Origin of the sequence: Robertmurraya kyonggiensis (assembly GCF_005116465.1) — a bacterium.
Classification (GTDB): domain Bacteria; phylum Bacillota; class Bacilli; order Bacillales; family Cytobacillaceae; genus Robertmurraya; species Robertmurraya kyonggiensis.
In genome coordinates this window covers 1,950,601-1,976,695 of sequence record NZ_SWBM01000001.1, presented here as the reverse complement: position 1 = coordinate 1,976,695, position 26,095 = coordinate 1,950,601, and the positions used below count along the sequence as shown (strand labels likewise).

General features: G+C 38.8%; 24 protein-coding genes. 19 read left to right on the top strand and 5 right to left on the bottom strand.

Features of this window, described 5'->3' with window-relative positions:
- The first annotated feature begins 19 nt into the window (after positions 1–19).
- The 6 genes from FA727_RS09950 to FA727_RS09925 all read left to right on the top strand — a co-directional run bounded on the left by FA727_RS09950 (position 20) and on the right by FA727_RS09925 (position 8,424).
- Positions 20–1,288, top strand: coding sequence for a dihydrolipoamide acetyltransferase family protein (locus tag FA727_RS09950; RefSeq protein WP_136830734.1), 1,269 nt, complete (start codon positions 20–22; stop codon positions 1,286–1,288).
- Positions 1,289–1,428: 140 nt separating this feature from the next.
- A complete protein-coding gene (locus FA727_RS09945) occupies positions 1,429–3,255 on the top strand; it encodes a methylmalonyl-CoA mutase family protein (protein ID WP_170209253.1) in 1,827 nt (608 codons plus the stop codon).
- On the top strand, positions 3,248–5,437 hold the full coding sequence (scpA, locus tag FA727_RS09940; RefSeq protein WP_136830733.1) for a methylmalonyl-CoA mutase: 2,190 nt from the start codon (positions 3,248–3,250) through the stop codon (positions 5,435–5,437). Before FA727_RS09945 ends, scpA begins: the two co-directional genes overlap by 8 nt.
- Positions 5,438–6,562, top strand: coding sequence for a methylmalonyl Co-A mutase-associated GTPase MeaB (gene meaB, locus FA727_RS09935; RefSeq protein WP_136830732.1), 1,125 nt, complete (start codon positions 5,438–5,440; stop codon positions 6,560–6,562).
- Between the two features lie 262 nt (positions 6,563–6,824).
- On the top strand, positions 6,825–7,262 hold the full coding sequence (locus tag FA727_RS09930) for a BrxA/BrxB family bacilliredoxin (RefSeq protein ID WP_136830731.1): 438 nt from the start codon (positions 6,825–6,827) through the stop codon (positions 7,260–7,262).
- Positions 7,263–7,428: 166 nt separating this feature from the next.
- Positions 7,429–8,424, top strand: coding sequence for an aromatic acid exporter family protein (locus FA727_RS09925; protein WP_136830730.1), 996 nt, complete (start codon positions 7,429–7,431; stop codon positions 8,422–8,424).
- A 772-nt stretch (positions 8,425–9,196) separates the two neighbouring features.
- On the opposite strand, the gene FA727_RS09920 is transcribed toward FA727_RS09925, so the two are convergent.
- Both FA727_RS09920 and prli42 read right to left on the bottom strand, forming a co-directional pair.
- Positions 9,197–9,664 carry a BsuPI-related putative proteinase inhibitor gene (locus FA727_RS09920; RefSeq protein WP_136830729.1) on the bottom strand — a complete coding sequence of 156 codons (468 nt, stop codon included), beginning with the start codon at positions 9,662–9,664 and terminating at the stop codon, positions 9,197–9,199.
- A gap of 97 nt (positions 9,665–9,761) precedes the next feature.
- The gene (gene prli42 / locus FA727_RS24025) at positions 9,762–9,857 is read right to left on the bottom strand and encodes a stressosome-associated protein Prli42 (RefSeq protein ID WP_158318830.1); all 96 of its coding nucleotides are present in this window, start codon (positions 9,855–9,857) and stop codon (positions 9,762–9,764) included.
- Between the two features lie 148 nt (positions 9,858–10,005).
- On the opposite strand from prli42, the gene mce reads away from it, so the two are divergent.
- The 5 genes from mce (at position 10,006) to uppS (ending at position 14,798) form a co-directional block, all read left to right on the top strand.
- Positions 10,006–10,419, top strand: coding sequence for a methylmalonyl-CoA epimerase (mce, locus tag FA727_RS09915; protein WP_136830728.1), 414 nt, complete (start codon positions 10,006–10,008; stop codon positions 10,417–10,419).
- Positions 10,420–10,423: 4 nt separating this feature from the next.
- Positions 10,424–11,971 carry an acyl-CoA carboxylase subunit beta gene (locus FA727_RS09910; protein ID WP_136830727.1) on the top strand — a complete coding sequence of 516 codons (1,548 nt, stop codon included), beginning with the start codon at positions 10,424–10,426 and terminating at the stop codon, positions 11,969–11,971.
- Positions 11,972–12,051: 80 nt separating this feature from the next.
- Positions 12,052–13,173, top strand: a complete 1,122-nt coding sequence (locus FA727_RS09905) for a tripeptidase T (RefSeq protein ID WP_136830726.1) — start codon at positions 12,052–12,054, stop codon at positions 13,171–13,173.
- A 118-nt stretch (positions 13,174–13,291) separates the two neighbouring features.
- Positions 13,292–13,765 (top strand): chemotaxis protein CheW, encoded by a 474-nt coding sequence (locus tag FA727_RS09900; protein WP_136830725.1) that lies wholly within the window; start codon positions 13,292–13,294, stop codon positions 13,763–13,765.
- 271 nt (positions 13,766–14,036) lie between these two features.
- Positions 14,037–14,798, top strand: a complete 762-nt coding sequence (gene uppS, locus FA727_RS09895) for an undecaprenyl pyrophosphate synthase (protein WP_136830724.1) — start codon at positions 14,037–14,039, stop codon at positions 14,796–14,798.
- A 43-nt stretch (positions 14,799–14,841) separates the two neighbouring features.
- On the opposite strand, the gene FA727_RS09890 is transcribed toward uppS, so the two are convergent.
- On the bottom strand, positions 14,842–15,576 hold the full coding sequence (locus FA727_RS09890) for a DUF475 domain-containing protein (RefSeq protein ID WP_438646613.1): 735 nt from the start codon (positions 15,574–15,576) through the stop codon (positions 14,842–14,844).
- Between the two features lie 182 nt (positions 15,577–15,758).
- Here FA727_RS09890 and FA727_RS09885 point away from each other — a divergent pair, with 182 nt between their 5' ends.
- From FA727_RS09885 to FA727_RS09870, 4 genes are all read left to right on the top strand, one after another.
- The gene (locus tag FA727_RS09885) at positions 15,759–17,033 is read left to right on the top strand and encodes a DNA polymerase IV (protein WP_136830723.1); all 1,275 of its coding nucleotides are present in this window, start codon (positions 15,759–15,761) and stop codon (positions 17,031–17,033) included.
- Between the two features lie 88 nt (positions 17,034–17,121).
- Positions 17,122–17,301: a hypothetical protein gene (locus FA727_RS09880; RefSeq protein WP_136830722.1), complete on the top strand. Its 180-nt coding sequence runs from the start codon at positions 17,122–17,124 to the stop codon at positions 17,299–17,301.
- Positions 17,302–17,450: 149 nt separating this feature from the next.
- Positions 17,451–18,863, top strand: a complete 1,413-nt coding sequence (gnd, locus tag FA727_RS09875; protein ID WP_136830721.1) for an NADP-dependent phosphogluconate dehydrogenase — start codon at positions 17,451–17,453, stop codon at positions 18,861–18,863.
- Positions 18,864–18,981: 118 nt separating this feature from the next.
- A complete protein-coding gene (locus FA727_RS09870; RefSeq protein WP_136830720.1) occupies positions 18,982–19,497 on the top strand; it encodes a GNAT family N-acetyltransferase in 516 nt (171 codons plus the stop codon).
- 31 nt (positions 19,498–19,528) lie between these two features.
- On the opposite strand, the gene FA727_RS09865 is transcribed toward FA727_RS09870, so the two are convergent.
- On the bottom strand, positions 19,529–20,167 hold the full coding sequence (locus FA727_RS09865; RefSeq protein ID WP_136830719.1) for an alpha/beta hydrolase: 639 nt from the start codon (positions 20,165–20,167) through the stop codon (positions 19,529–19,531).
- Between the two features lie 154 nt (positions 20,168–20,321).
- On the opposite strand from FA727_RS09865, the gene FA727_RS09860 reads away from it, so the two are divergent.
- From FA727_RS09860 to FA727_RS09845, 4 genes are all read left to right on the top strand, one after another.
- Entirely contained in the window at positions 20,322–20,870 is a 549-nt protein-coding gene (locus FA727_RS09860; protein WP_136830718.1) for a signal peptidase I, read from the top strand.
- Between the two features lie 99 nt (positions 20,871–20,969).
- Complete coding sequence (locus FA727_RS09855; protein WP_136830717.1) at positions 20,970–21,875, top strand: hypothetical protein; 906 nt, start codon at positions 20,970–20,972, stop codon at positions 21,873–21,875.
- Positions 21,876–21,967: 92 nt separating this feature from the next.
- Positions 21,968–22,873: a hypothetical protein gene (locus tag FA727_RS09850; protein WP_136830716.1), complete on the top strand. Its 906-nt coding sequence runs from the start codon at positions 21,968–21,970 to the stop codon at positions 22,871–22,873.
- A 148-nt stretch (positions 22,874–23,021) separates the two neighbouring features.
- Complete coding sequence (locus FA727_RS09845) at positions 23,022–24,347, top strand: MFS transporter (RefSeq protein ID WP_158318829.1); 1,326 nt, start codon at positions 23,022–23,024, stop codon at positions 24,345–24,347.
- 32 nt (positions 24,348–24,379) lie between these two features.
- Here FA727_RS09845 and zwf read toward each other — a convergent pair whose 3' ends face one another.
- Positions 24,380–25,849, bottom strand: a complete 1,470-nt coding sequence (gene zwf / locus FA727_RS09840) for a glucose-6-phosphate dehydrogenase (RefSeq protein ID WP_220096738.1) — start codon at positions 25,847–25,849, stop codon at positions 24,380–24,382.
- Positions 25,850–26,095: the final 246 nt, after the last annotated feature.

The following is a 26,095-nucleotide window of genomic DNA, read 5'->3' as shown; positions in this document are numbered from 1 at the left end:
ATGAAGGAGGTTATTCGAATTGGCAATTGAACAAATTAAGATGCCTCAATTAGGGGAAAGTGTAACAGAGGGAACGATTAGTAAATGGCTCGTTTCTGTCGGAGATAAAGTGAATAAGTATGATCCACTGGCAGAAGTGATGACAGATAAGGTTAATGCAGAAGTACCATCTTCTTTTTCTGGAGTAATTAAGGAATTAATCGCTGGAGAGGGAGACACTTTGGCTGTTGGTGAAATCATTTGTACAATTGAGGCTGAAGGTGGCGCAACGGAAACGGTAGAACAAGCTGCTGCTATACCTGAAGAAACAACTGCGATTACACCTGAGCAAGATGTGAGCAATAAGGCTCGCTATTCACCAGCTGTCCTGAAACTTTCACAGGAGCATGGGATTGACTTAAATCTCGTGGAAGGAACTGGTGCTGGTGGTCGAATTACGAGAAAAGATATATTGAAAGTGGTGGAGTCAGGTCAAATTCCAAAGGCTACTGAAGTCCCAGCTCAGCCTAGCAAGGTTGAAACGGCAGTTCCTTCTGCACCTGTGGATTCTGCAAAGCCAGCTCCAGCACCAAGCATTCCTGTTGCAACAGGAGATGTTGAAATTCCAGTAACTGGTGTACGTAAAGCAATTGCGACGAATATGCTTCGCAGCAAGCATGAAATTCCTCATGCATGGACAATGATCGAGGTTGATGTTACAAACCTTGTAGACTACCGTAACGCGCTTAAAAATGAATTTAAGGCTAAGGAAGGCTTCAATTTAACATTCTTCGCCTTCTTTGTAAAAGCTGTAGCGCAAGCGTTAAAAGAATTCCCTCAAATGAATTCGATGTGGGCAGGGGATAAAATTGTTCAGAAGAAAGATATTAATATTTCCATCGCGGTAGCAACAGAGGATGCATTGTTTGTTCCAGTTATTAAAGCTGCTGATGAAAAGACAATTAAAGGAATTGCCCGAGAAATTACGGAGTACGCTGCAAAGGTTCGCAGTGGTAAATTAACTGGTGAAGATATGCAAGGTGGAACATTCACGGTTAACAACACAGGCTCTTTTGGTTCCGTTCAATCGATGGGAATCATCAACTATCCGCAGGCAGCAATTTTACAAGTAGAGTCCATTGTAAAACGACCTGTCGTGATCAATGGCATGATTGCAGTTCGAGATATGGTGAACCTATGTTTATCTCTTGACCATCGTGTTCTAGACGGACTTGTGTGTGGACGATTCCTTCAAAGAGTAAAAGAGATTCTAGAAAACACTAGTAAAGAAAGTACTTCTATTTATTAAGATGAAAGTCGCTGTAGCAACAGCGGCTTTTTTCGATCCTTCTGTTCATTGCGTGATTGGTAGCCGTGTACTACAATAGAATTATCTAAGAATAGTTTGAATTTTATCAATATTAAAATGTTGTGGGAGGAGAGACTTGTATGGGGATGAAGGAAATGCGAGAGCAGTCTTTTCCTAGTGCTAGCTTAGAGGATTGGAAGGCGAAAAGTGAAGAGTCTCTAAAAGGAAGAAAGATTGAAACCCTAGCTAAAGATACATATGAAGGGATTAAATTGAAACCGCTTTATACGCGACAAAACCAAACTGTGGCGAGTCCATTTCCTGCTCAAGGCGATTTCAGAAGAGGTGTAAATGCTCTTGGTTATGTAAGTCAGGAATGGAAAGTTGCACAAAAAATCCATGTAGATGAATTAAAAGTGTCGCTCCAAAAGGCAATGGAGAAAGGACAAACGGCTATCTCTTTTGAGGTAAATGACGCCATTTTAACTCAGCTAGAGGATTTAGAAGAATTTCACGGGCAATACCCTTATAGTCTCAATGGTAAAGGGTATCATGGGCAGCTACTAGATGCGGTCAGTAGATTCGCCTCTGCTGTGGAGGGAACCGGTTTTATTGCACAGGACCCGATTGCCATTTTAGCTGAAAATGGAGCAGCCGAAGGTAACGTGATCGAGTCATACAAAGAACTATACGAATCTATTTCTAGCGCAGCACAGACCTTGCCCAATGTGCGGACCATTTTAGTAGATACGACACCATATCACAATGGAGGAGCAAATGCCGTTCAGGAACTTGCGATTGCGATCAGTACAGGTGTGATGCATATCGAGGAGTTATCATCTTGTGGTCTTGGGTTAGACAAAACATTATCAAAACTAGTTTTTCAGTTTTCGATCGGCGCAAACTTTTTCATGGAAGTGGCGAAGCTAAGGGCGGCTAGAGTTCTTTGGAGTAAAGTGGCAGAAACGTATGGGTCAGTCAATCAAGGAATGGTGATTTCAGCAACAACCTCAAGCTATACAAAAACTATTTTTGATCCATATGTAAATATGCTTCGAGCAGGAAATGAAGCCTTTGCAGCAGTTCTTGGAGGCGTGCAATATTTACATGTTAGTCCTTTCAATGAACCTGAGGGTGTAGTAACAGAATTTTCGGGGCGAATCGCACGTAATACCCAATTGATTCTAAGAGAAGAAGCTCATTTAACAAAGACGATTGACCCGGCTGGTGGTTCATGGTATATCGAGCATTTGACGAATGAGCTTACAGACAAAGCATGGCAGTTATTCATCGAAATCGATGAAAAGGGCGGTATCTTAGAAGGATTAAAACAGGGATGGATTCAGTCGGAGATTGCGAGTGTTCGTGAAAAACGCATAAATGCTGTTGCTACTAGAAAGCAGACGATCGTAGGGACGAATAAGTACGTTGATTTAAATGGAGACTCACTAAATATCCAAGAAGAGAAAAGTGAGAAGACAACCGGATTTATTAAACCAATTCCTCATGGAAGATTAGCGCAAAATTTTGAGTGCTTACGCCAAAAAGCTAGTCTATTAAAGAAAAAAGGTAACTCACCAGTGCTTGGGCTAATCACCTTAGGAGATCTAAAGTCACATAAAATGCGGATGGATTTTGTACAGGGATTTCTTTCACCTGGGGGGATTGAATCAAAAGTGAGTGGAGACATCATAAGGGCTGAAGATGCTTTTGAATTCATCAAGGAAACAAGTCTCCGACACTATGTCATTTGTGGTACGAATGAACAATATGAGGAGTTTGCATTAGCGGTAGTGGAACAACTTAAGGAAACATACCCTAATGTTCAGCTTTATTTGGCGGGTATCCCAGAAGAAAAAAGCAGATGGGAGCAAGCTGGCATCAAAGATTTTATCCACGCGAAAAGCAATTGCTATGAAACTCTTTCTTCTTTACTCGACGACATGGAGGTGGGAGCCAATGAGTAAGCCGAACTTTAAAAGCATTCCACTATTTTCAGAGAACCGTCCTTCAAAAGAAGAGTGGAAAAAGAAAGCGGAACAGGAATTTGGTCAATCAATTGATGAACTATTATTTGCTACCAATGAAAATATCTTTATTAAGCCTCTCTATACTGAAGAGGATCGCGCTGATTTAGAGCAGCTAGACCATTTGCCAGGACTCCCTCCGTATACAAGGGGACCTTACCCAACGATGTACGTGAATCGTCCGTGGACGGTTCGGCAGTATGCTGGCTTTTCTACTGCCGAAGAGAGCAATGCTTTTTACAGGAGAAATTTAGCTATGGGGCAAAAGGGACTTTCTGTTGCCTTTGATTTAGCAACCCATCGTGGCTATGATTCTGATCATCCTCGTGTAGTGAGTGACGTAGGGAAAGCAGGGGTAGCGATTGATTCGGTCCTCGACATGAAGACATTGTTTGATGGAATTCCTCTAGACCAAATGTCTGTGTCGATGACGATGAATGGAGCAGTATTGCCGATCATGGCCTTTTATATTGTGACAGCAGAAGAGCAGGGAGTTACCCAGGATAAACTGTCTGGAACCATTCAAAATGATATTTTAAAAGAATATATGGTGAGAAATACATATATTTATCCACCTGAAATGTCGATGAAGGTTATCGCCGACATATTTGAATACACATCAAAATTTATGCCAAAGTTTAATAGTATTAGTATTTCTGGCTATCATATGCAAGAGGCTGGAGCACCAGCTGATATTGAATTAGCTTATACGCTCGCTGATGGATTAGAGTATGTGCGAACAGGCTTGAAAGCAGGAATTCCAATTGATTCCTTTGCGCCACGTCTATCATTCTTTTGGGCAATCGGAATGAATTATTTCATGGAAGTTGCAAAAATGAGAGCGGCACGCTTAATTTGGGCAAAAATGATGCAAAACTTTGATCCGAAAAATCCGAAGTCACTGGCTTTACGTACTCATTCGCAAACATCCGGTTGGAGTTTAACAGAGCAGGATCCTTTTAATAATGTCACGAGGACATTAATTGAAGCACACGCTGCTGCGATGGGCCATACACAGTCACTTCACACAAATGCGCTCGATGAAGCGATCGCATTACCAACTGATTTTTCGGCAAGAATTGCACGTAATACTCAACTATTTTTACAAGAGGAGACGGGAATTACGGATGTTATTGACCCTTGGGGTGGCTCCTATTATGTGGAAGCACTAACAGACCAGCTTGTCAGGCGTGCCTGGGAGCATATTGAGGAAATCGAGAATTTAGGTGGTATGGCGAAGGCGATTGAGACGGGGCTTCCAAAAATGAAAATTGAAGAGGCTGCAGCAAAGCGGCAAGCTCAAATCGACTCTGGAAAAGAAGCAATTATTGGGGTCAATAAATATCGTCTAGATAAGGAAGAGCCGATTGAAATTCTCGACATTGATAATACAGCCGTTCGTTTAAAACAAATTGAAAAGCTTGAACAATTGAAGAAAGATCGTGATGAATCTAAGGTCCAGGAAGCATTGGCGGCTATTACGCTTGTGGCTGAAACAGGTGAAGGGAATTTACTGCAATTGGCTGTCGAGGCAGCCAGAGTACGTGCTACCTTAGGAGAGATCTCGTATGCAATAGAAAAAGTAGCCAATCGTCATAAGGCTGTTATTAGGTCCATTTCAGGTGTATATAGCGCAGCTTTTTCAAATGAAGAAGAAATTGCAGAAATTCAGCGAATGACAGAAGAATTTTTAGAAAATGAAGGTCGGAGACCAAGAATATTAATCGCGAAAATGGGTCAGGATGGTCATGACCGAGGAGCAAAGGTCATTTCAACTGCATTCGCCGATTTAGGCTTTGATGTAGATATTGGTCCACTGTTCCAAACCCCAGAAGAGACAGCTCTACAAGCTGTGGAAAATGATGTTCATGTAATTGGTATGAGTTCACTTGCCGCTGGTCACAAGACGCTGCTCCCTCAATTAATCGAGGAGTTAAAAAAGCTAGGTCGCGAAGATATTCTTGTAGTTGTTGGTGGTGTTATTCCAGCTCAGGATTATGAATTTCTTTATGCCAATGGGGCAGCCGCTATTTTTGGACCTGGAACATTAATTCCCGTTGCAGCGCAAAAGGTCGTTCGAGCTATATACGAAAGACTTGGCTATGAGGAAGTGTCAAGCTAAATGACAAATGATAAGAAGCCAGAATGGGCAGATCCTGAACATCCTGAAAAGTTTTCAACGGTTGTACGAAAAGGGGTTGAAGGTGTACAGACGGATGAATTTTTTCAAAAGCCTGTTCGTTTTCAAAAAAAGAATGCTAGTGGACCATCTGTTGAAGAGCTTTTTTCAGGTGTCTTAAGTGGAGAACGCAAATCTTTAGCAAGAGCGATTACCTTGATTGAGAGCAATGCAGAGCATCATTTCAAACAAGCGCAGGAGCTTTTGCACTTGCTCCTTCCTCATTCAGGGAAAGCTCTTAGGATCGGGATAACAGGAGTACCAGGTGCAGGGAAAAGCACCTTTATTGAAGCATTTGGAAGTTATCTTTGTAGTTTGGGAATGAAGGTCGCTGTTCTTGCAGTCGACCCGAGCTCTAAAATTAGTGGAGGAAGTATTCTTGGAGATAAAACGCGGATGGAGCAGCTAGCGCGAAATCCAAGAGCTTTTATTCGTCCCTCTCCTTCAAGCGGAAAATTAGGTGGAGTTCATCGGAAAACGCGAGAAACGATGCTCATTTGTGAGGCTGCTGGTTTTGATGTGATTTTAATCGAAACGGTAGGCGTCGGACAAAGTGAAGTCATTGTTCGTGAAATGGTAGATTTCTTTATGCTTCTTGTATTAACGGGAGCTGGGGATGAGCTTCAAGGCATGAAAAAGGGGATTATGGAGCTAGCTGATGGAATTTGTATCAACAAAGCGGACGGGGATAATAAAAGAAACGCTGAAAAAACAATGAAAGAATATAATCAAATTCTGCATTTTTTACAGCCAGCAACAAAGGGTTGGGGAACCAAAGCGTATACGTGCTCTGCCCTTTACGAAGAAGGGATTAAGAACGTTTGGAACACGGTCAAAGACTTTGAGGAAACAACAAAAAAGTCGGGCGTATTTGCTGAGCGACGTCGAGCTCAAACAAAGGAATGGCTGAGAGCAATGATTATCGATCAGTTACAAACAGACTTTTTCTATCATCCAGTTGTGAAGGATTTACTTCCGAAATTCGAAAATGAAGCGATTGCAGGTAGTACAACTGTTACCGCTGCGGTCGCAAGTCTTTTTGAGAAATATTTTGAAGCGAAAAATTGAAAGACCCCTTCCTCAAAAAATTCAAATTGATTTTGAGGAAGGGGTCTTCTCATCGATAGTAACAAAAAAAGAGCCACCATTTTTCCATGGCGGCCAATTAGGGGTAATTATGGGATAGATGTTGCTTATAGTCTATATACCCATTTCTAGAATGCCTAAACCTTGTTTTTTCGAATATTTTTATTTGTAAAGGATGTACGTATATTGGTATCATGTAGAGGAGAAAAGTACTTACTTACATGAAAATAAGGGAGCGATATAGATGAACATGGATTTTAATTTATTCATGAATGATGTTGTTCGTCAAGCGAGACAAGAAATTGTTACTGCGGGTTACAAAGAATTGGCAACTCCAGAGCAAGTCGACGAAGCATTACAACAAGAAGGGACAACACTTGTAATGGTTAATTCAGTTTGTGGATGTGCAGGTGGCATTGCTCGTCCAGCGGCTATGCATTCCCTACATTATGATAAGAGACCGGATCAATTAGTAACTGTATTTGCTGGTCAAGATAAGGAAGCGACTGAAAAAGCACGTTCTTACTTTACTGGTTATCCGCCATCCTCACCATCTTTCGCATTATTAAAGGATGGAAAACTTGTCACTATGATTGAACGTCATGAAATTGAAGGTCATGGACCTATGGAAGTTGTGCAAAAACTACAAGACGCCTTCGAACAGTATTGTGAAGAAGTATAATGTCTAAACTTTGAAACCTCGGTTAAAATATCCGAGGTTTTTTTGATATTAAGAATAGGTTATTCCAAATACTAATCGTATGTAGTAAAATTCACAATGTAGTAAGTATATTTGTATTTTGAGCATTCGAATTGAGAAGTACATCAAAACAATTTCGGGGGAAATTATGAAATTTAGTATAGGCTATCGTACGATTAAAACTGCTTTAGGAACAACCCTTTCCATTTTTCTTGCTCAAACAATTGGGCTTACTAATTTTGCCTCTGCAGGAATTTTAACGATCCTTTGCATAAAACCGACGAAGGTAAAATCGGTAAAAGCATCGACAGATAGAGTCCTTGCTTGTCTAATCGCGATGTTTTTTTCGACTTTATTTTTTGAGGGAATTACATATCATCCGCTTACGATTGGGTTAATGCTGTTATTTTTTATCCCAACGGCGGTGTTTTTTAAGGTACAAGAAGGAATTGTGTCTAGTAGTGTTATCATTTTTCATATTTATAATGCGAGGAATGTCACTTTTGATTTGCTTTTGAATGAGATTGGGATTGTTCTTATCGGGGTAGGAATGGCCCTTGTGATGAACTTGTATATGCCCAGTGCTGAGAAAAAATTACTCGAGTATCAGGATGAACTAGAACAGAACTTCAGTAAAATTATGTTGGAAATTGTCCACTACCTAAGAACGAATGATAATCGTTGGGATGGAAGAGAGCTAACAACGACTGCAAGTTTGATAGATGAAGCAAAAGCACTAGCGTTTCGTGATGTGGAAAACCATTTTCGCCGGAATGAAAATCTCTACTATCATTACTTTAAGATGAGGGAAAAGCAGTTTGAGATCATCGAACGGATTCTAGTTCTCATTGCAGCTCTCCCGATAACAGTTGTTCAAGGAAAAATGATTGCCGATTTCTTAGAGGAGCTTTCCGGTTATATTTGTCCTGGTGAGGTCCCTCAGAACTTTCTTGAAAAGCTATTAGACATGAGGGAACAATTTCAAAAAATGGAGCTCCCGAAAACGCGCGAGGAATTTGAAGTTCGTGCAACACTCCTTCAGATCACAAAAGAAATTGAACAATATTTAATGCTTAAAAACTTTTTCAAATCGCTAAAAAGAGAAAAGAAAAAGTATCGAAAAGGTAGCGTGGAATTGAATTAGATTAACAATGTGAAACTGTCCTGAGGAAGGGGGAAGATACCTTTTCTCAGGACTTATTTGTCTTTTACTGTATTTAATTTTTTGTGGAGCGATGTTCATGAGGACAATTTCGGGTTATATTGTTAAATTCTGTCACTCAACTGGAAGATGCATGCCAAAAAAGATGGTGTATCGTTGAATTCTGTCACTCAACTGGAAGATGCATGCCAAAAAAGATGGTGTATCGTTGAATTCTGTCACTCAACTGGAAGATGCATGCCAAAAAAGATGGTGTATCGTTGAATTCTGTCACTCAACCAGAAGTTGCATGCCAAAAAAGATGGTGTATCGTTGAATTCTGTCACTCAACCAGCAAATACATGCCAAAAAAGATGGTGTATCGTTGAATTCTGTCACTCAACCAGCAAATACATGCCAAAAAAGATGGTATATCGTTGAATTCTGTCACTCAACCAGCAAATGCATGCCAAAAATGTTGGTGTATCGTTGAATTCTGTCACTCAACTGGAAGATGCATGCCAAAAAAGATGGTGTATCGTTGAATTCTGTCACTCAACTGGAAGATGCATGCCAAAAAAGATGGTGTATCGTTGAATTCTGTCACTCAACTGGAAGATGCATGCCAAAGAAGATGGTGTATCGTTAAATTCTGTCACTCAACCAGAAGATGCATCCCAATATAATAGTGTTCGGTTAAATCCTGTCAATCAACGCCAACTAGATTTCTTAAACATCTCTTTAGTCAATCTTCTTCTAAAAAATCAAATGTCACTCAGGCTCCTTTTCTATCATAATAAAAGGGGATGGTTGCTTTTTTCTCAGCTAGCTCATTCGCTGATACCCATGCCTCAATAGTATATTCTCCTGCTTCAAGGTACTGCAATGCTTCGGTTATATCCAAATCAAACTCTAATCTTTCCCCAGCTTTTATGACCACTTCCTTGATTACCGCCAAAAAGCTTTTATCTGCAGAATAAGTGTAGGCAATCGTTCCATCTGGCTTTTTGATATAGTAGTCATAATTCTGAGAAGAACCAAAGGTTAATGTCTCATCTTTTGCCGTTCCATTTTCTATAATTAACTTATATTGATGGTTGCTTCCTGCCTCGATAGATACCTTCAGTTCTCCTTCAGCGTTCACCTCGTCCGGGTTGTCTCCACCCGTTGTTCCACAGCCTGCTAAAATAGAGAAAAATAAGGCTATTGCCAGTGTTGCAAAGTTCTTTCGTTTCATCCGCATTTTGTTCACACCTCTTTTGGTTATTCACTAAATTAGACTTCCTCTTTCTGAAAAAAGTTACTACAAAAAAAGATTAGAGGATATCTCCCCTAATCTCTTAGAAAAACATTGATACCCCAACTAACAGTGTTGAAGCTAGTATGGCGAAAATCATTAAATAGACGACTACTTTTCTTGTCTTTTTATTATTCACTATTTTCCCTCCCCTAAAAGGACATCCCTTTCTTTCATTTTACTAGGAAGTTGGAAAATGAACAACCGCTCGAAATTTGGCAGGAAAAACAAATATATTATCGAATATTTAAAAGATACAGATATATTGAACAGGCGGAGGGGCGAGGATGATAAAGAAAGTGGATCATATTGGGATTGCAGTGAGATCACTTGAAGAGGCATTACCTTTTTACACGGAGATTCTTGGGCTTGAAGTACAAGCGATAGAAGAGGTTGAAAGTGAGAGAGTTAAGGTAGCTTTTATTAAAATCGGAGAGACGAAACTAGAGTTACTAGAACCAACTGGACCAGATAGTTCAATAGCTCTGCATATAGAAAAACGTGGTGAAGGTATTCATCATGTAGCGTTAGGTGTTGATTCGATCGATGAAAGGATTAAGGAAATGCAGGAAAAAGGCATTCAAATGTTACAGGATAAAGCGAAATCAGGTGCGGGGGGAGCGCTTGTAGCATTTATGCATCCAAAATCAACTGGTCGAGTTCTATATGAATTTTGTGAAAAAAGGGATAAGGGAGAGTAGCACGATGGACATCTATGAAAAAATTAATGAGTTGTATGATCGTAGAAGAGCTGTCGAATTAGGTGGTGGAGATGAAAGAATTGAAAAACAGCATGAAAAAGGTAAATTAACGGCAAGAGAACGGATTGAATTGCTTGTTGATGAAGGTACTTTTGTTGAGTTAAATCCTTTCATTGAACATCGTTCCCGAGATTTTGGATTGGAAAATCAAAAAGGGCCTGGTGATGGAGTTGTTACGGGCTATGGAAAAGTGAACGGTCGTCCGATTTACTTATTTTCTCAGGATTTTACGGTATTTGGTGGAGCACTTGGGGAAATGCATGCTAATAAAATCGCAAATGTGATGGATTTAGCTGCAAAAAATGGAGCACCTTTTGTAGGCTTAAATGATTCTGGTGGAGCAAGAATTCAAGAAGGCGTTGTTTCCCTAGATGGGTATGGGAAAATCTTTTACCGAAATTCGATTTATTCTGGAGTAATCCCGCAAATATCGGTTATCCTAGGGCCGTGTGCGGGAGGAGCTGTGTATTCACCAGCGATTACGGATTTTGTGTTCATGGTGGAAAAAACGAGTCAAATGTTCATTACAGGGCCAAAGGTTATCGAGACGGTGACGGGCGAGAAAATTTCTCCAGAAGATCTAGGGGGAGCCAAAGTCCATAACTCGATTAGTGGAAATGCCCATTTTCGTAGCGAAACTGAGCAAGAAATAATCGAAAAGGTAAGAGTATTATTAAGCTATTTACCTCAAAATAGTGAGGAAAAAGCCCCGATGTTATCAACTGAGGAAGCGGATGATTTTCGCCCTGACCTAACGGACGTGATTCCTTTTGATGCGATTCGTCCTTATGATGTAAGGGTTGTAATTGATCAGGTTGTTGACTCTGGATCTTTTTTTGAAGTTCATCAGGATTTTGCCAAAAATATTGTGGTGGGCCTTGCAAGGATTAAGGGAGAAGTTGTTGGTTTAGTTTGTAATCAACCGAAATTTATGGCAGGTGGTCTCGATATCGATTCCTCTGATAAGGCTGCTCGCTTCATTCGTTTTTGTGATAGCTTTAATATCCCGATTATAACGTTTGAAGATGTGACGGGATTTTTCCCTGGTGTTAAGCAGGAACATGGAGGAATCATTCGTCATGGAGCGAAAATTTTGTATGCGTATTCAGAAGCAACCGTTCCGAAACTGACGGTTATTTTACGAAAAGCTTATGGTGGTGCGTATGTAGCCTTGAATAGCAAATCAATTGGAGCCGATTTAGTCTATGCTTGGCCAAATGCGGAAATCGCCGTTATGGGTCCACAAGGTGCGGCGAATATTATTTTTGCAAAGGAAATCCAAAATAGTGAAAATCCTGAGCAGACAAGGGCACAAAAAATTGAAGAATACCGAGATAAGTTTGCTAATCCGTACGTGGCAGCAAGCATGGGGATGGTTGATGATGTTATTGACCCAAGAGAAACGAGGATTAAGCTAATTCAAGCATTAGAGATGTTGAGAAATAAAAAAGAATTCCGTCCATATAAGAAGCATGGGAATATTCCATTATAGGAGCGAGGAAGAAATGTTTGCCGATTCTCTGTTAAAAAAGATATACTGAAATAAGATGAAATTTGGAAGGAGATACATAAATGATTAATCAAGAAAGATTATTAAATGAATTTTTGGAGTTAGTGCAAATTGACTCTGAAACAAAATATGAAACTGAAATTGCGAAAGTATTGAAGCAAAAATTCTCTGATCTAGGCGTAGAGGTTTTTGAGGATGATACAACAGCTCAAACAGGTCATGGAGCAGGAAACTTAGTTTGTACGTTACCCGGCACTAAAGAGGGAGTCGATACAATCTATTTCACTTCCCATATGGATACGGTAGTACCAGGAAAAGGTGTGAAGCCATCCATTAAGGACGGTTATGTTGTAACGGATGGTACAACGATTCTTGGTGCAGATGATAAGACTGGACTTGCAGTTATGCTTGAAGTTATTCGCGTTTTAAAAGAGCAAAATATTGCTCACGGAACAATCCAATTCATTATTACAGTTGGTGAAGAATCCGGTTTAGTGGGAGCAAAGGTTTTAGACTCCTCATTAGTAAAAGCAAAATTCGGTTATGCACTTGATAGTGATGGAAAAGTAGGAAACATCATCGTTGCAGCTCCTACACAGGCAAAGGTGAGAGCCACTATTTTAGGAAAGACAGCTCATGCCGGCGTTGCTCCTGAAAAAGGGATTTCTGCGATTACAATGGCAGCAAAAGCAGTGGCGAAAATGCCTTTAGGCCGTATTGATGAAGAAACTACAGCAAATATTGGTGCATTTAAAGGTGAAGGTCCTACAAATATCGTTTGTGACCGCGTAGAAATCTTAGCAGAAGCACGTTCTTTAATTCCTGAAAAAATGGAAGCGCAAGTTCAAAAGATGAAAGATGCTTTTGAATCCGTTGCAGCTGAAATGGGTGGGAAAGCAGAAGTTGAAGTAGAGGTAATGTATCCTGGCTTCAAATATGGCGAAGGTGACCATGTAGTTGAAGTGGCACGTCGTGCAGCTACAAAAATTGGTCGTAGTGCTGAGCTATTGAAGAGCGGTGGCGGAAGTGACGCAAACGTAATTGCTGGCTTTGGAATTCCGACTGTCAATCTAGCGGTTGGTTATGAAGAAATCCATACAACAAATGAGCGTATGCCTATTGAAGAGCTTAACAAGCTTGCGGAAATGGTCATTGCCATCATTGGAGAAGTTACGGAAGCTTAAAATATATTTTAGAGAACCAGTCTTCTGGTTCTCTAATTTTCGTTTTTTCATAATTTTTCGTAGACAAGAAACCTCATCGATTAGTACTATAGAAATAGGTGGTAAGGAGGGGTAGATCATGCAAGATTCAAATAAACTAGTGGTTTTTACAGTAGGAAATGAAGAATATGCCATCCCGATCGAAAATGTTATTTCTATTGAGAAATTAGAAGGGATTACGCCAATTCCTCATTTACCAACGTATGTGAAAGGAATTATGAAGGTCCGTGGAGAATTAATCCCGGCCCTTGATACAGAAAGTATTCTCTATAATAGGGAAATGGAATCTAGTGATTCTGTTCGTGTAATTGTTTTAAATACGGATGAAATCTCATTAGGTGTGTTGGTTAAAGAAGCGAAAGAAATCCTTGATATCCCAGCGGAAGTCATCAAACAAGTCGGACTGGTAGCTTATCAAAAGACAAGCTATTTTACAGGAGTAGCGAATTTAGATGGTCGTCTAATCACAATTATTTCTCCAACGGTGTTAGTTAAAACACTAGAAGGAATACGAGAAATACAAGAATATATGGAAAATCAATTGCAAAAGTAGCCAATTTTGGCTACTTTTTTTGATCTACGTTTATACTGACAGCAAAGTCCGATGGTAATAGTGAGGAGTATTTTGGGTAAAGACTGATAGATTTGTCATAAATCATTTCTCGGTAATGAGGTATTTTTTTATCTGTAGTAATGAGTTTTCAACAAAAAGTAATTATTAAGTAATAAAAATTTATTGTAAAACGATAAAAAATGTGGTAAATTTCAGATTGATAATAAATAAGTGATATGCCTATTAAAAAGATATCGAAAGGTGAAGAACAATGAAAATTCCTTTTTTCAACACCAACCAATTGGAAGAATCTTTCCACTATCCGGAAGATAATACACCGGAACACGTTGCTATCATTATGGACGGAAACGGACGCTGGGCAGAGAACCAGGGTCTGCCAAGAGCTGCTGGCCATCAAGAAGGAGTATCTACGATTGTGAAAATTGTTAAAACAGCCATCAAATCAAAGGTGAAGGTACTGACACTTTATGCGTTTTCTACGGAAAACTGGAAACGTCCAAGGCATGAAATTGATTTTATTTTGAAACTTCCCAAGGAGTTTCTGTCTATATATTTACCAGAACTTATCGCTCAAAATGTACGTATTGACGCTATCGGTGATATGAATGCTCTACCATTCTTTACAAGGGAAGCCATTCAGCATGCGATTGAGCGTACGGGGGATAATGACGGTCTACAGCTGAATTTTGCTCTCAACTATGGAAGTAGACATGAGATTCTAAATGCCATGAAAACGATGATCGGTGACATAAATAAGGGGAAATTGTCTTTGGATGAACTGAACGAACAGCAATTTTCAGGATACCTATATACAGCTGGTGTGAAAGATCCTGATCTCCTTATTCGCACTGGAGGGGAAAAACGCCTGAGTAATTTCTTGCTTTGGCAGCTTGCTTACACAGAGTTCTGGTTTACTGATGTGCTATGGCCGGATTTTTCTGAAAAAGAATTCCTGCATGCGTTGGAAAAATACAGGCAACGAGAACGAAGATATGGTGGAATATTAAAATGAATGGAGGAGCTCAAGATAAGAGCTCCTCAAATAAGATAACTTTCTACCCTACAGTTTTATTTCCTGAAGTTCTGAGCCAATGCACAAGAAAGGTTCCGAAGAAGATAGTGATAAGTATACTAAAGAATAAGACGTTCCCCATATGAAAGCCAAAACCTGAAGCGATCATTTTGATCCCAATTACACCAATGAGTAGAAAAGCGGTTGTTTCCAATTCAGGCACTTTATCAATTAAAGCTAGAAATAATTTAGCAACGCCACGCATCATTAAAATCCCTAGAATTCCTCCAAGAAGTAGGACCCACTCCTGATTAGAAACGCCAAAAGCGGCAAGGACACTATCAAAGCTAAAGGTAATGTCCACTAATTCTACTGTTAAAACTGTTCTCCAAAATCCCATCTTTTTTGCCGAAATCTCATCATCATCTTCTTTTTTCTGAAAAAGGTTCTGTAATACAAGCAATAGTAAATAGTGTCCGCAGACAATTTTAATCCATCCGATATGGATTAGGGAGACGCCTAGTCCGATCACGAGGAATCGGAAAAAATAAGCGCCGATAATTCCGTAAAAGAGTGCTTTCTTTCGCTGTTCCTCCGGCAAATGCTTCACCATCATGGCTAACACGAGGGCGTTGTCAGCGGATAATAAGCCTTCAATAATGACAAGAGTCCCAATGATTCCCCAGTTAGCCGGATTAAACAGTACTTGTTCTAATGCGTCTAAAGAAAAAAACGTACCAAAATGATTGAGTGTTTCTTGAAGGAACTCCATAAACATTAATTACTCCTTTTCATTAGTTCTAATTGAGCCAAATTGAATGTCTGTCCAACCTGTACTATAAATTTATGACAGGTATTTGGATATATGAGCTTATTCGAACAATGTTTTACTAGCAGATTTAGCTGTACTTTTTGTGATAAAATGAACGTATCATTCTTAACTCTGGAAGTGCTAATTTTATGAAAGACATGTACCCTAAAAACGGTCGAGTGATTTTACATGTGGATATGAATAGCTTCTATGCTTCTGTAGAAATGGCTTACGACCCTTCCTTAAAAGGAAAGCCGCTTGCGATTGCCGGCAATCCTGAGGAAAGAAGGGGCATTATTGTGACGTGCAGCTATGAGGCGAGAAAGTTCGGTGTAAAAACAACCATGCCTTTGTGGGAAGCCAAAAAGCTTTGCCCGAATCTAATTGTGAAAAAACCAGATTTTGAACGCTATAGAGCCGCGTCAATGGGCATGTTTGAGTTATTGAATCAATTTTCCAAGTTAGTGGAACCTGTATCGATTGACGAAGGATATGTGGATATTACGGATAGCCATGAATTAGGCTCTCCACTTGAAATAGCTGAGCAAATTCAAAAGCAGCTCATTCGTCAACTTGATTTACCATGCAGCATAGGGATTGCTCCGAATAAATTTCTTGCGAAAATGGCCTCCGATATGAAAAAACCTCTAGGGATTACTGTTTTAAGAAAAAGAGATATTCCGACTGTGCTATGGCCGATGGAAGCAGGAGAAATGCACGGAGTGGGAAAGAAAACAGCTGAAAAGCTGAAAAACATTGGTGTCCATACGATTGCTGATCTAGCGAAGGCAAATGAAATCCAGCTGAAATCACTGCTCGGAATCAATGGGATTAGGCTCAAAGAAAGAGCGAATGGAGTTGATAATCGACTAGTCGACCCTGACGCGATTTCTGAATTCAAAAGCATTGGCAATTCAACGACACTTCCGAAAGATATATCCAATCAGCAGGAGTTATTTAAGGTACTTGACCGATTAGCTGAGAAAGTATCGGTTCGTTTAAAACGAAAAAAAGTTATGGCAACGACATTAAGTATTACGATTCGATATAAAGATCGGCATACAATTACGAGAAGTAAAAAACTTTTGAATCCCGTTTCTACCCAAGATGAAATTTTGAAAATGGCGAAACAGATTTTTGTCAGCCACTGGACAGGGCACCCGGTTCGACTCCTTGGGATTACCGGAACGGATTTAGTTGAAAATGATCAAGCGGTGAAACAACTTGACCTTTTTTCCTATGAAAAGGATGCGAAAAAGGAACCCCTTATCAATACGGTGTCAAAGCTTAAAGAAAAATTCGGCGCCCATATTATCGAACAGGCGAGCAATCTTTCGAATGACAAAAAACAGCAAATTGGAACTGAGACAAGCTTTAACAAGGATTTTTTACAAGTAGAAAAAATGAAAAAGCAGGATGATTGACAGTTTTGAGTGTGTAAATTGTAATAGGTTGAATTTTGACAACATATTCTGCTAAAGAGATTTCCTTTTTTGAAAAAGGAGTGAGCCTATGAGCTTTGGCAGTATTTTAATAATTTCATTAACCACACTTGCTTTTTATGGGATGATGGAATTCATCACCTATTTGCTCTTAATTAGCAATATCGAGAGGATTCGAAAACGGAAAAAAGGTCTTCTTTTCAATTACGCCAATATGAGATTAGGGGATAAATTTTATCATGTAAAATAAAGCTCCCACTGGGCGCTTATTTTTTTGATATACGAGCAAGGATTTTTTTTGCTTTATGTGTACAATTTTTTGCATCTTTGTTGATTTCTTGCTAAAGTAAAGTGGATTCATGTTTCAATCGTAATCAAGGTAAGAAGGGAAGTAGCGAAATGACAAAACAACAATTTGGTGTGATTGGACTTGCGGTAATGGGTAAAAACCTTGCCATGAATATTGAAAGCAGAGGCTATTCTGTTTCTGTATACAATCGCTCTCGAGAAAAAACAGACGAAATGCTTAAGGAAGTTGAAGGCAGAAATTTTGTCGGTACATATACAATGGAAGAGTTTGTCGAGTCTTTAGAAAAGCCTCGCAAAATCATGCTTATGGTAAAAGCAGGCGGACCAACTGATGCAACTATTGAACAGTTAAAGCCCCTTTTAGATAAAGGCGATATCGTTATTGACGGAGGAAATACATTCTTTGTTGATACGCAAAGACGTAATAAAGAACTAAGTGAGTTAGGTATTCACTTTATTGGAACTGGAGTTTCTGGTGGTGAAGAGGGTGCATTAAAAGGCCCTTCTATTATGCCTGGTGGACAAAAAGAAGCGTATGAATTAGTTGCGCCTATTTTCCAAGATATTTCTGCGAAAGTAAATGATGAGCCTTGTACAACTTACATCGGTCCTGATGGGGCTGGTCATTACGTAAAAATGGTTCATAACGGTATCGAATATGGCGATATGCAGCTTATCTCTGAATCCTACTTTTTACTGAAAAATGTATTAGGTCTATCTGCAGATGAGCTTCATGAAGTATTTGCAGACTGGAACAAGGGTGAGCTTGATAGCTATCTAATTGAAATTACAGCTGATATTTTCAAGAAAAAGGATGCTGACACTGGTAAGCCAATGGTTGATGTTATTCTTGACACAGCTGGTCAAAAGGGAACAGGTAAATGGACGAGCCAAAGTGCACTTGACCTAGGTGTTCCACTACCGATTATTACAGAGTCCGTATTCGCTCGTTTTATCTCAGCGATGAAGGAAGAGCGTGTGGCAGCAAGCAAGGTATTAAACGGCCCTGCTATTCAGCCTTTCGCTGGCGATCGCAAAGCGTTCATTGAGTCAGTTCGTAAAGCTCTATATATGAGCAAAATCGTTTCTTATGCTCAAGGCTTCGCACAAATGCGTGCAGCTTCTGATGAGTATGGTTGGGATTTACAATACGGCGATATCGCAATGATTTTCCGTGGTGGCTGTATTATCCGTGCACAATTCTTACAGAAGATTAAAGATGCTTATGATAGAGATGCAGGTCTGAAGAACCTTCTACTTGACCCTTACTTCAAGGATATTGTGGAAAATTATCAAACTGCATTGCGTGAGATTATTGGAAATGCTGTTCAAAATGGTATTCCAGTACCATGTTTCGCTTCTGCATTAGCTTACTATGATAGCTACAGAACAGAAACTTTACCAGCGAATCTTTTACAGGCTCAACGTGATTATTTTGGTGCGCATACGTATCAACGTGTTGATAAAGAAGGTACATTCCATACAGAATGGTTAGAAGATTAATCTAATGTTAAAAAGGCAGTTCGAAATGATTTTCGAGCTGCTTTTTTGCGTTCATTTTTAAAATTGTAACTTTTTAAAAATTAGGATATAATCATCAAAAAAACTAGGTTGTGAAAATATGGTAATAAAAATACTAGAATCAGAGTTTGCTGAACAGTATCGAGAGGTTCGTTTAGCAGCATTGCAAACGAATCCGGAAAGCTTTAGTGCCAGTTATGAAGAAGAGCGACTTTACCCATTAGAAAGATTTATTAGTAGGCTGGAAAATTTTCATGCTTTCACATTTGGAGCATTGATAGAAGACAAATTAGTTGGCGTAGTTACACTAGTATTAGAGCAGTCTGAAAAAATGAAACATCGTGCCAATATTTACGGGATGTATGTTCTACCAGACTATCGCTCGCACGGAATTGGCAAGGGCCTAATGGAGCAAGCGATTGAAAAAGTGAAGGAAATTGTTTATATCGAACAAATCTATTTAACGGTAGTTGCAACGAATGCCCCTGCAAAAAAACTTTATCAGTCTTTAGGCTTTGAAGTTTTCGGACTCGATAAACGGGCATTAAGAGTTGAGGATACATATTTTGATGAAGAATTGATGGTTTTACACGTAAAGAGGTGCTGTTTCATTTAGCACCTCTTTTTCATGTTTTTGGACTGTTGGATTAATTTGACCGTATGGTTTCTTGAATTCTTTCCATTACCCGCTGTAAAACTAGAATCGATTCAGTTGCTTCAAATTCTCCAATATCTAACGAGTGGTCTGCATTTTGGATAACATCAATATCAAAATTCGTTTCACTTAACTGTTCAATTCGACCTGGATTGAAATGCAGGTCATTGTCACCAATCACTAAAAGTCCCTGATGTTGACTGTTCAAAATGGAGTTGAAAATAGAATCAAACTTTATGAGCGGTGTAAGCAAAATCATCTTTGATGCAAAAAATTCGTCTCTTTTCATGAGGTCATTCGCGATGGGAATGGTCCCGTTAGATTTCCCTAAAAAAATAGTGTCGTTATATTGACCATTTTTCAAAACATCGTCTATTACAGGATTAATATCATCCATCATTATTTTCGTTATTTCTGATTTCTTCATGGTTTGTTGATCGTACGAATAATGGATGTGGACGACATCGATGTTGTTTCTGAGCATTACCCTCGTTGAATAATAAAACAAAGGCCTATCGTAACTATAGCCGCCTCCTCTAAACATAAAGCAAATCTTGTTGCCTCCTTTTTCATAAGGGGTATAACTGATAACACCATTATTAGCCTGTATCTCTTTTTTATTGACTTTCATCCTCTTTCCCCTCCGAGAAAACTATTTGTAATATTCTAACATATTATATTGGAAATTTCATTTCATTATTAAGAACATTTGGTATTGTTTGACTAGTAAAATTGTATTATACTAAACGAAAGTGTTCTTTTTATAGAACGAAAGGAGTGAATACATGGTTAAGAAAATCTATACTCTCTTAGGAAATTTGTTGTTGCTGCTCGTTATCGTCGTTTTACTAATCTCACTCTATTCCTTATTTCAATCAAAAAGAAACCCTGACGTCCTACCATCAGTATTAGGATTTAATGTGTTGACCGTACAATCTGGTAGCATGGAACCGTCAATAAAGCGTGGAGACTTAATCATCGTTCGTCCTTCTGAAAATAGAGAACTAAATGACGTAGTAACGTATCGGAATAAAGCTGGGACATTAGTCACTCATAGGATTGTGAACATCGTGAATGAGAATGAAACAAAACTCTACCAGACAAAAGGGGACGCCAATAATGTCGTCGACAATGATTTAGTATCTATGGATCAATTAATCGGAACAGTAGTTTTAAAGATTCCGAAACTCGGAACAGTGCTCGGTTTTTTTAGAGGTTTTTGGGGAATGACAATTTTAATCTTGATTCCATTTTTTTTCGTGATCATAGGGATCGTCAAGAAAATGATAACAAAAGATCAAGTCCAAGAATGCGCTCAAAACTTTAGGGGGTGATATATAGAACTTTTTTTACTTAAAACGTTCGTTATTGTGGTCTATTTTGAATTCTATTAAGTTGATTTTGGAAAAATACTAGAGATGGGAGAAATGAATATGAACTTTCTTAAGAAACATAAGCTGTTTATTAGTTTACTAGGAGTTATTTTATTAGCAATTGCAAGTATTGGTACTCTCGCGTATTTTAGTAAGAGTTTTACGAGTGACGGAAATGCTGCAGCCGCAGCGAAGTTTAATGTGGAAGCTATAAATGCTAAGGGTGAACTTATTGGAGATGGGCAATTCGACCTTGGAGAAGATTTTTACCCTGGTATGAAAACCCTAGAGGCCTATAGTTTTCAAATTAATAAAAACAAAACTGAGGTACCTGTAGAGTATAGCGTACAGTTAACACCAAGCGGAAAATTGTTTTCGAAAAATACCCCAATTAAGCTGAGTTTACAAAGATCAGTTAATAATGAGTGGGTTAATGTGGATTACTCTACAACATTCCGACCTGAAAGTGATACGGAAAGCTATCGAGTTTTAGTGGATTGGCCACATAGTGACAATGATATAGATTTCCAAGGGAAAAAAGGAAACATTAAGCTAGAGGTTTTAGCTACACAAGTAGACGAAGATGAACCTGCTGGACCTCCTTACATTTCAGGGGCCATTTCATTTAAGGCAACACCAAATGGTTCAACATTTACAACCTCTAATAAGACAGTAAATGTTTATAAAAACGAGCAGGGAAAAAAAGTCATTGAAGTAACAATGGGAGAAGGTTCAGGGACTTTTGAACAAAAAGTAGGAAACTTTAAAATTATTGAGTCTGTTGAAGGTAATACAACATGGTACCGGGTCTATACTGACAAAGAATATTATGCAAGTGAAACTCAAATTTGGCGAGTTGGTGAGGTTGATACCTCTGTTAAGGGAGTTATCAGATTAAATAAAGTTCTTGGACCATACCTATCTATTGAATCACAAGAACTTTATAACTGGTTTACAGGCAAGTAATTTGCAGTTTAACAGCATAGGTACAAGCTAGTGTCTATGCTGTTAAAAAATTTTATTAAATACATATTGTGTTTTTAAGAGGAGGTTGCTAGATGAGATTTGTAAAAACAGGTTTTAAGAGTATTGTCTTTTTAGTGATCGTGTTGTTACTGTTGATGACGGCGAACCAAGATTCTTATGCGCTGTTTTTTACAAAGTATCAGGAACAGCTAGGTGTATCTTCAGCCTCCGCAGAGAATTTAATTAAATACGTTCAAATTATTGAACAAGAGGATAAAAGCTTAGTCATTGAAATCATGAGAGATAGTGAGTATGGATACAGGCCAGATGTTGGGTTCGCGATTGAAGGGGACATTAGTGAATATGTTTTACATATCAATCCTGTAAAAGTAGACCAGAATGGCATCTATCAGATTCCGATTGTCCCAAACATTAACTTTCATCAGTATTGGGAGTTATTGTTTATGAAGATTTCACAGGATAAGAATACTGTATCTGGTTCTGTAGCAGTGAAAAATTTTGACGGAAAAGTGATTGATCAAAAGCCTATTGAGATTAATATTGACTACTTACTTAGCAGAATTGATGAAGACATAAAAAATAGTGAAGCTGAGATAAAGAAAATGATGAATGAGGATGTAGCAAAAATGGAAGTGGCTTCTCTCATCAACAGGATGGCTTCAACTATGAATTGGGAGGAACAAATGAAGGGGATGAATTCTTCCACATCCAACTACACACTATCATCCTATCAGGATAGTATGATTCGTGCCATTGCCCCCAATTTAATGGGACATTTAAAAAAGCTGACAGAGGATAATAATGAACTGGTGAGTTTAAAAAGTAAGAATGCTTCTTTACAAGGGGACATGGAACGACTGGAAGAAGAAAATCAGAAACTAAGAAAAAGACTAGAAGAGCTTGAAAAAACGGAAGCTAATACACCATCTCAGAAGGCAAGTGAGGAAGAACTAAGTCAAACTGAAAATGAACATTAAAAGGCGCATGAGCGTCTTTTTCTGTTTAAATAATGTATCCGCCTCTAGACTGAAGTGAAAACAGTCAATTGATGGTTTATTTAGTTAAGAATTTTCGGTAAATTATAGATGGATGGAATTGAGGTCAGTAAAGATAAAGGGGATACTTATGGTAAATGGCGGATTTAAGATATTTCTAATTATTTGGGTGGGACAATTATTTTCGGTCGTTGGTTCTGGATTAACTTCATTTGCATTGGGTGTGTGGGTATTAAGAGATACTGGTTCGGTTACTTTGTTTTCTCTTATTCTCTTATTTTCTTCCCTACCAGCGATCCTTTTTTCTCCTTTTGCTGGGGTCATTGCTGATCGGTATAACAGACGAACAGTAATGATGGTAAGTGACTCGATTGCTGGGCTCGGTACTTTGACTATGTTCTTTTTATACTTAACTGGAGTGATGGAAATCTGGCATTTATTTATTATTTTGTCCATATCTTCAGTAGCGAGCTCGATGCAATTTCCGGCTTATCAAGCAGCGATAGCTACACTTGTGAAAAAAGAGCATCTAGGTAGAGCAAGTGGGTTGGTTCAAGTGGCAGAATCCATTTCAATTATTGTGGCACCATTACTTGCAGGATTTCTTTTAAGCGCTATTGATTTACAGGGAATTGTCCTTGTTGATTTTGCTACTTTCTTAGTTGCGATGCTGACGTTGTTCTTTGTTAAATTCCCTAATGTTCGAGAGGAAACGGAAGAAAAAACAAAAAAATCGATTTGGAAGGAAGCAGCATTTGGGTGGAGATATATAGTTGAACGTCCCGGACTAAAATGGTTACTAGTTTTCTTTGCTGTCTCAAACTTTCTGCTTGGATTCTTTAACATTCTACTGCAGCCATATATTTTGTCGTTCTCAAATGAAACAGTATTAGGAATGGTTCTTTCTTGTTTTGGGATAGGTTTATTAGCTGGTGGTATCCTCATGGGAATATGGGGAGGTCCAAAGCAGAAAATCAAAGGACTTTTAGGCTTTGGTTTATTATCAGGGCTCGCCCTGACTTTTGGTGGACTTAAGTCAGACCCTATTTTAGTCGCTTTTTCGATAGCAATCATTGGTCTTTTCTTGCCGATCACGAATGGATGTAGTCAGGCCATTTGGCAAAGTAAGGTAGCTCTTGAAATTCAAGGTCGAGTATTTGCTTTAAGAAGGATGATTGCCATGTCATTAAGCCCTGTCGCTTATGTTTTGGCAGGTCCATTGATTGATTACGTTTTTGAACCAGCCATGCAGGAAAATGGAATCTTCGCGGGGACCTTGGGAATTCTTTTTGGCGTAGGAGAAGGAAGAGGAATGGGGTTATTAAATTCTATTGTTGGAATAGGCTGGGCTCTAATGGCAATTATCATCTATTTGAATCCAAGGGTTCGGAACTTAGAGACAGAACTACCGGATTATGATGCAAAATCAATTGTTATTGCTCAGGTGAGCAAATAAAAATAGGACGCTCAATTTGAGCGTCCTATTCTTTAGCAGTTATCTACATCTAAATTCGTTACTGGCCACCAGAAGAAGCCGTCTTGTTCTAATAGTTCATCAGCAGCTTTTGGTCCCATTGTGCCTGATGCATAGTTCGGGAAGCTTTTATCCTTCGTATTCTCCCAAACGGCTGAAATCTTATCAGTGAAGCTCCATGAAAGTGCAACTTCATCCCAGTGAGTGAAGTTTGTTGCATCTCCACGCATGCAATCATACAATAGTTTTTCATATGCTTCTGGGGTATTTAAACCGTCAATTCCTTTGTTTGCATAATTCAATTTGATTGGAGTTGCTTCCATTCCTGTGCCAGCTTTTTTGGCATTCAAATGAAGCGTAATTCCTTCTTCAGGTTGAATATGAATAACAAGTAAATTTGGCTTTAATTGTTGTTCTGTTTGGTAATAAAGATTCATCGGAATATCTTTAAATTGAATGACAATCTTAGTGGATTTCGTTTCCATTCTTTTTCCTGTTCGAATATAGAATGGAACACCTGCCCAGCGGAAGTTATCAATCATAAGCTTTCCAGCAACAAAAGTTTCCGTGTTTGAGTTCGGGTCGACCATAGTTTCTTGGCGGTAAGCTGGTAAGGATTGATTGTTAATTGTTCCTTCACCATACTGACCACGAGCAAAATACTTATGAATTTCTTCTCCTTCAACAGGTCTTAAAGCTCTAAGCACCTTTACCTTTTCAGAGCGAATTTCTTCTGTATTTAAGCGAATTGGTGGTTCCATTGCAAGTAAAGCTACCATTTGAATCATATGGTTTTGAACCATATCTCGTAAGGCGCCGCTTTTCTCGTAGTATCTTCCTCTCTCTTCAACCCCAAGCGTTTCACTTGATGTTACTTGGATGTTGGAGATAAAACGGTTGTTCCATAGCGGTTCAAAAATCGCATTGGCAAATCGAATTACTTCAATATTTTGAACCATTTCTTTTCCAAGATAATGGTCAATACGGTAAACTTCATCTTCAGAAAAAGCAGTTCTAATTTGATTATTTAGTTCTTTTGCAGATTCAAGATCATGACCAAATGGTTTTTCGATCACAAGGCGCTTGAAGCCGGTCACATCAGTAAGTCCATCAGACTTTAAATGGAGGGCAATTGGTCCGAAAAATTCAGGAGCCATCGCTAAATAGAAGATGCGATTTCCGTTTAATTCGTAACTATTGTCCAATTCGTTGGCCATATTTTTTAAAGTCGCATAAGAATCTGAATCAGTGACATCATGGGAATGATAGTAGAAGTGAGAGGCGAATTCTTCGATTCGATCTTCATTTTCACTCGCGGATTTCACAGAATCCTTAATAGACTGTTGAAATTCTTCGTTCGTTAGAGGTCTTCTTGCAACCCCAATAACAGCAAATTTATTTGAGAGCTTATTTTTCTCAAATAATCTATATAGAGAAGGAAATAGCTTGCGTTTCGCAAGATCTCCAGTAGCTCCAAATATCATAATCAGTGCAGTTTGATTATCGTTTTGATTCACGATTCTAGACCTCTTTTCGCATTATGTATTCTCAGAGTACGTATAAATGAATATTTGACGCTGAAAAAAAGTTACCCAGATATGAATTTTATCGGTTTTACTACTAATGCGCAAATAATTTGTTGCGAGCATGCAATTATTTTTTGTCTATCATGTATGTTCTATCCATTTATGCCCAGATCTGCTTAACTCTTTGTGATATAGTATTGATAT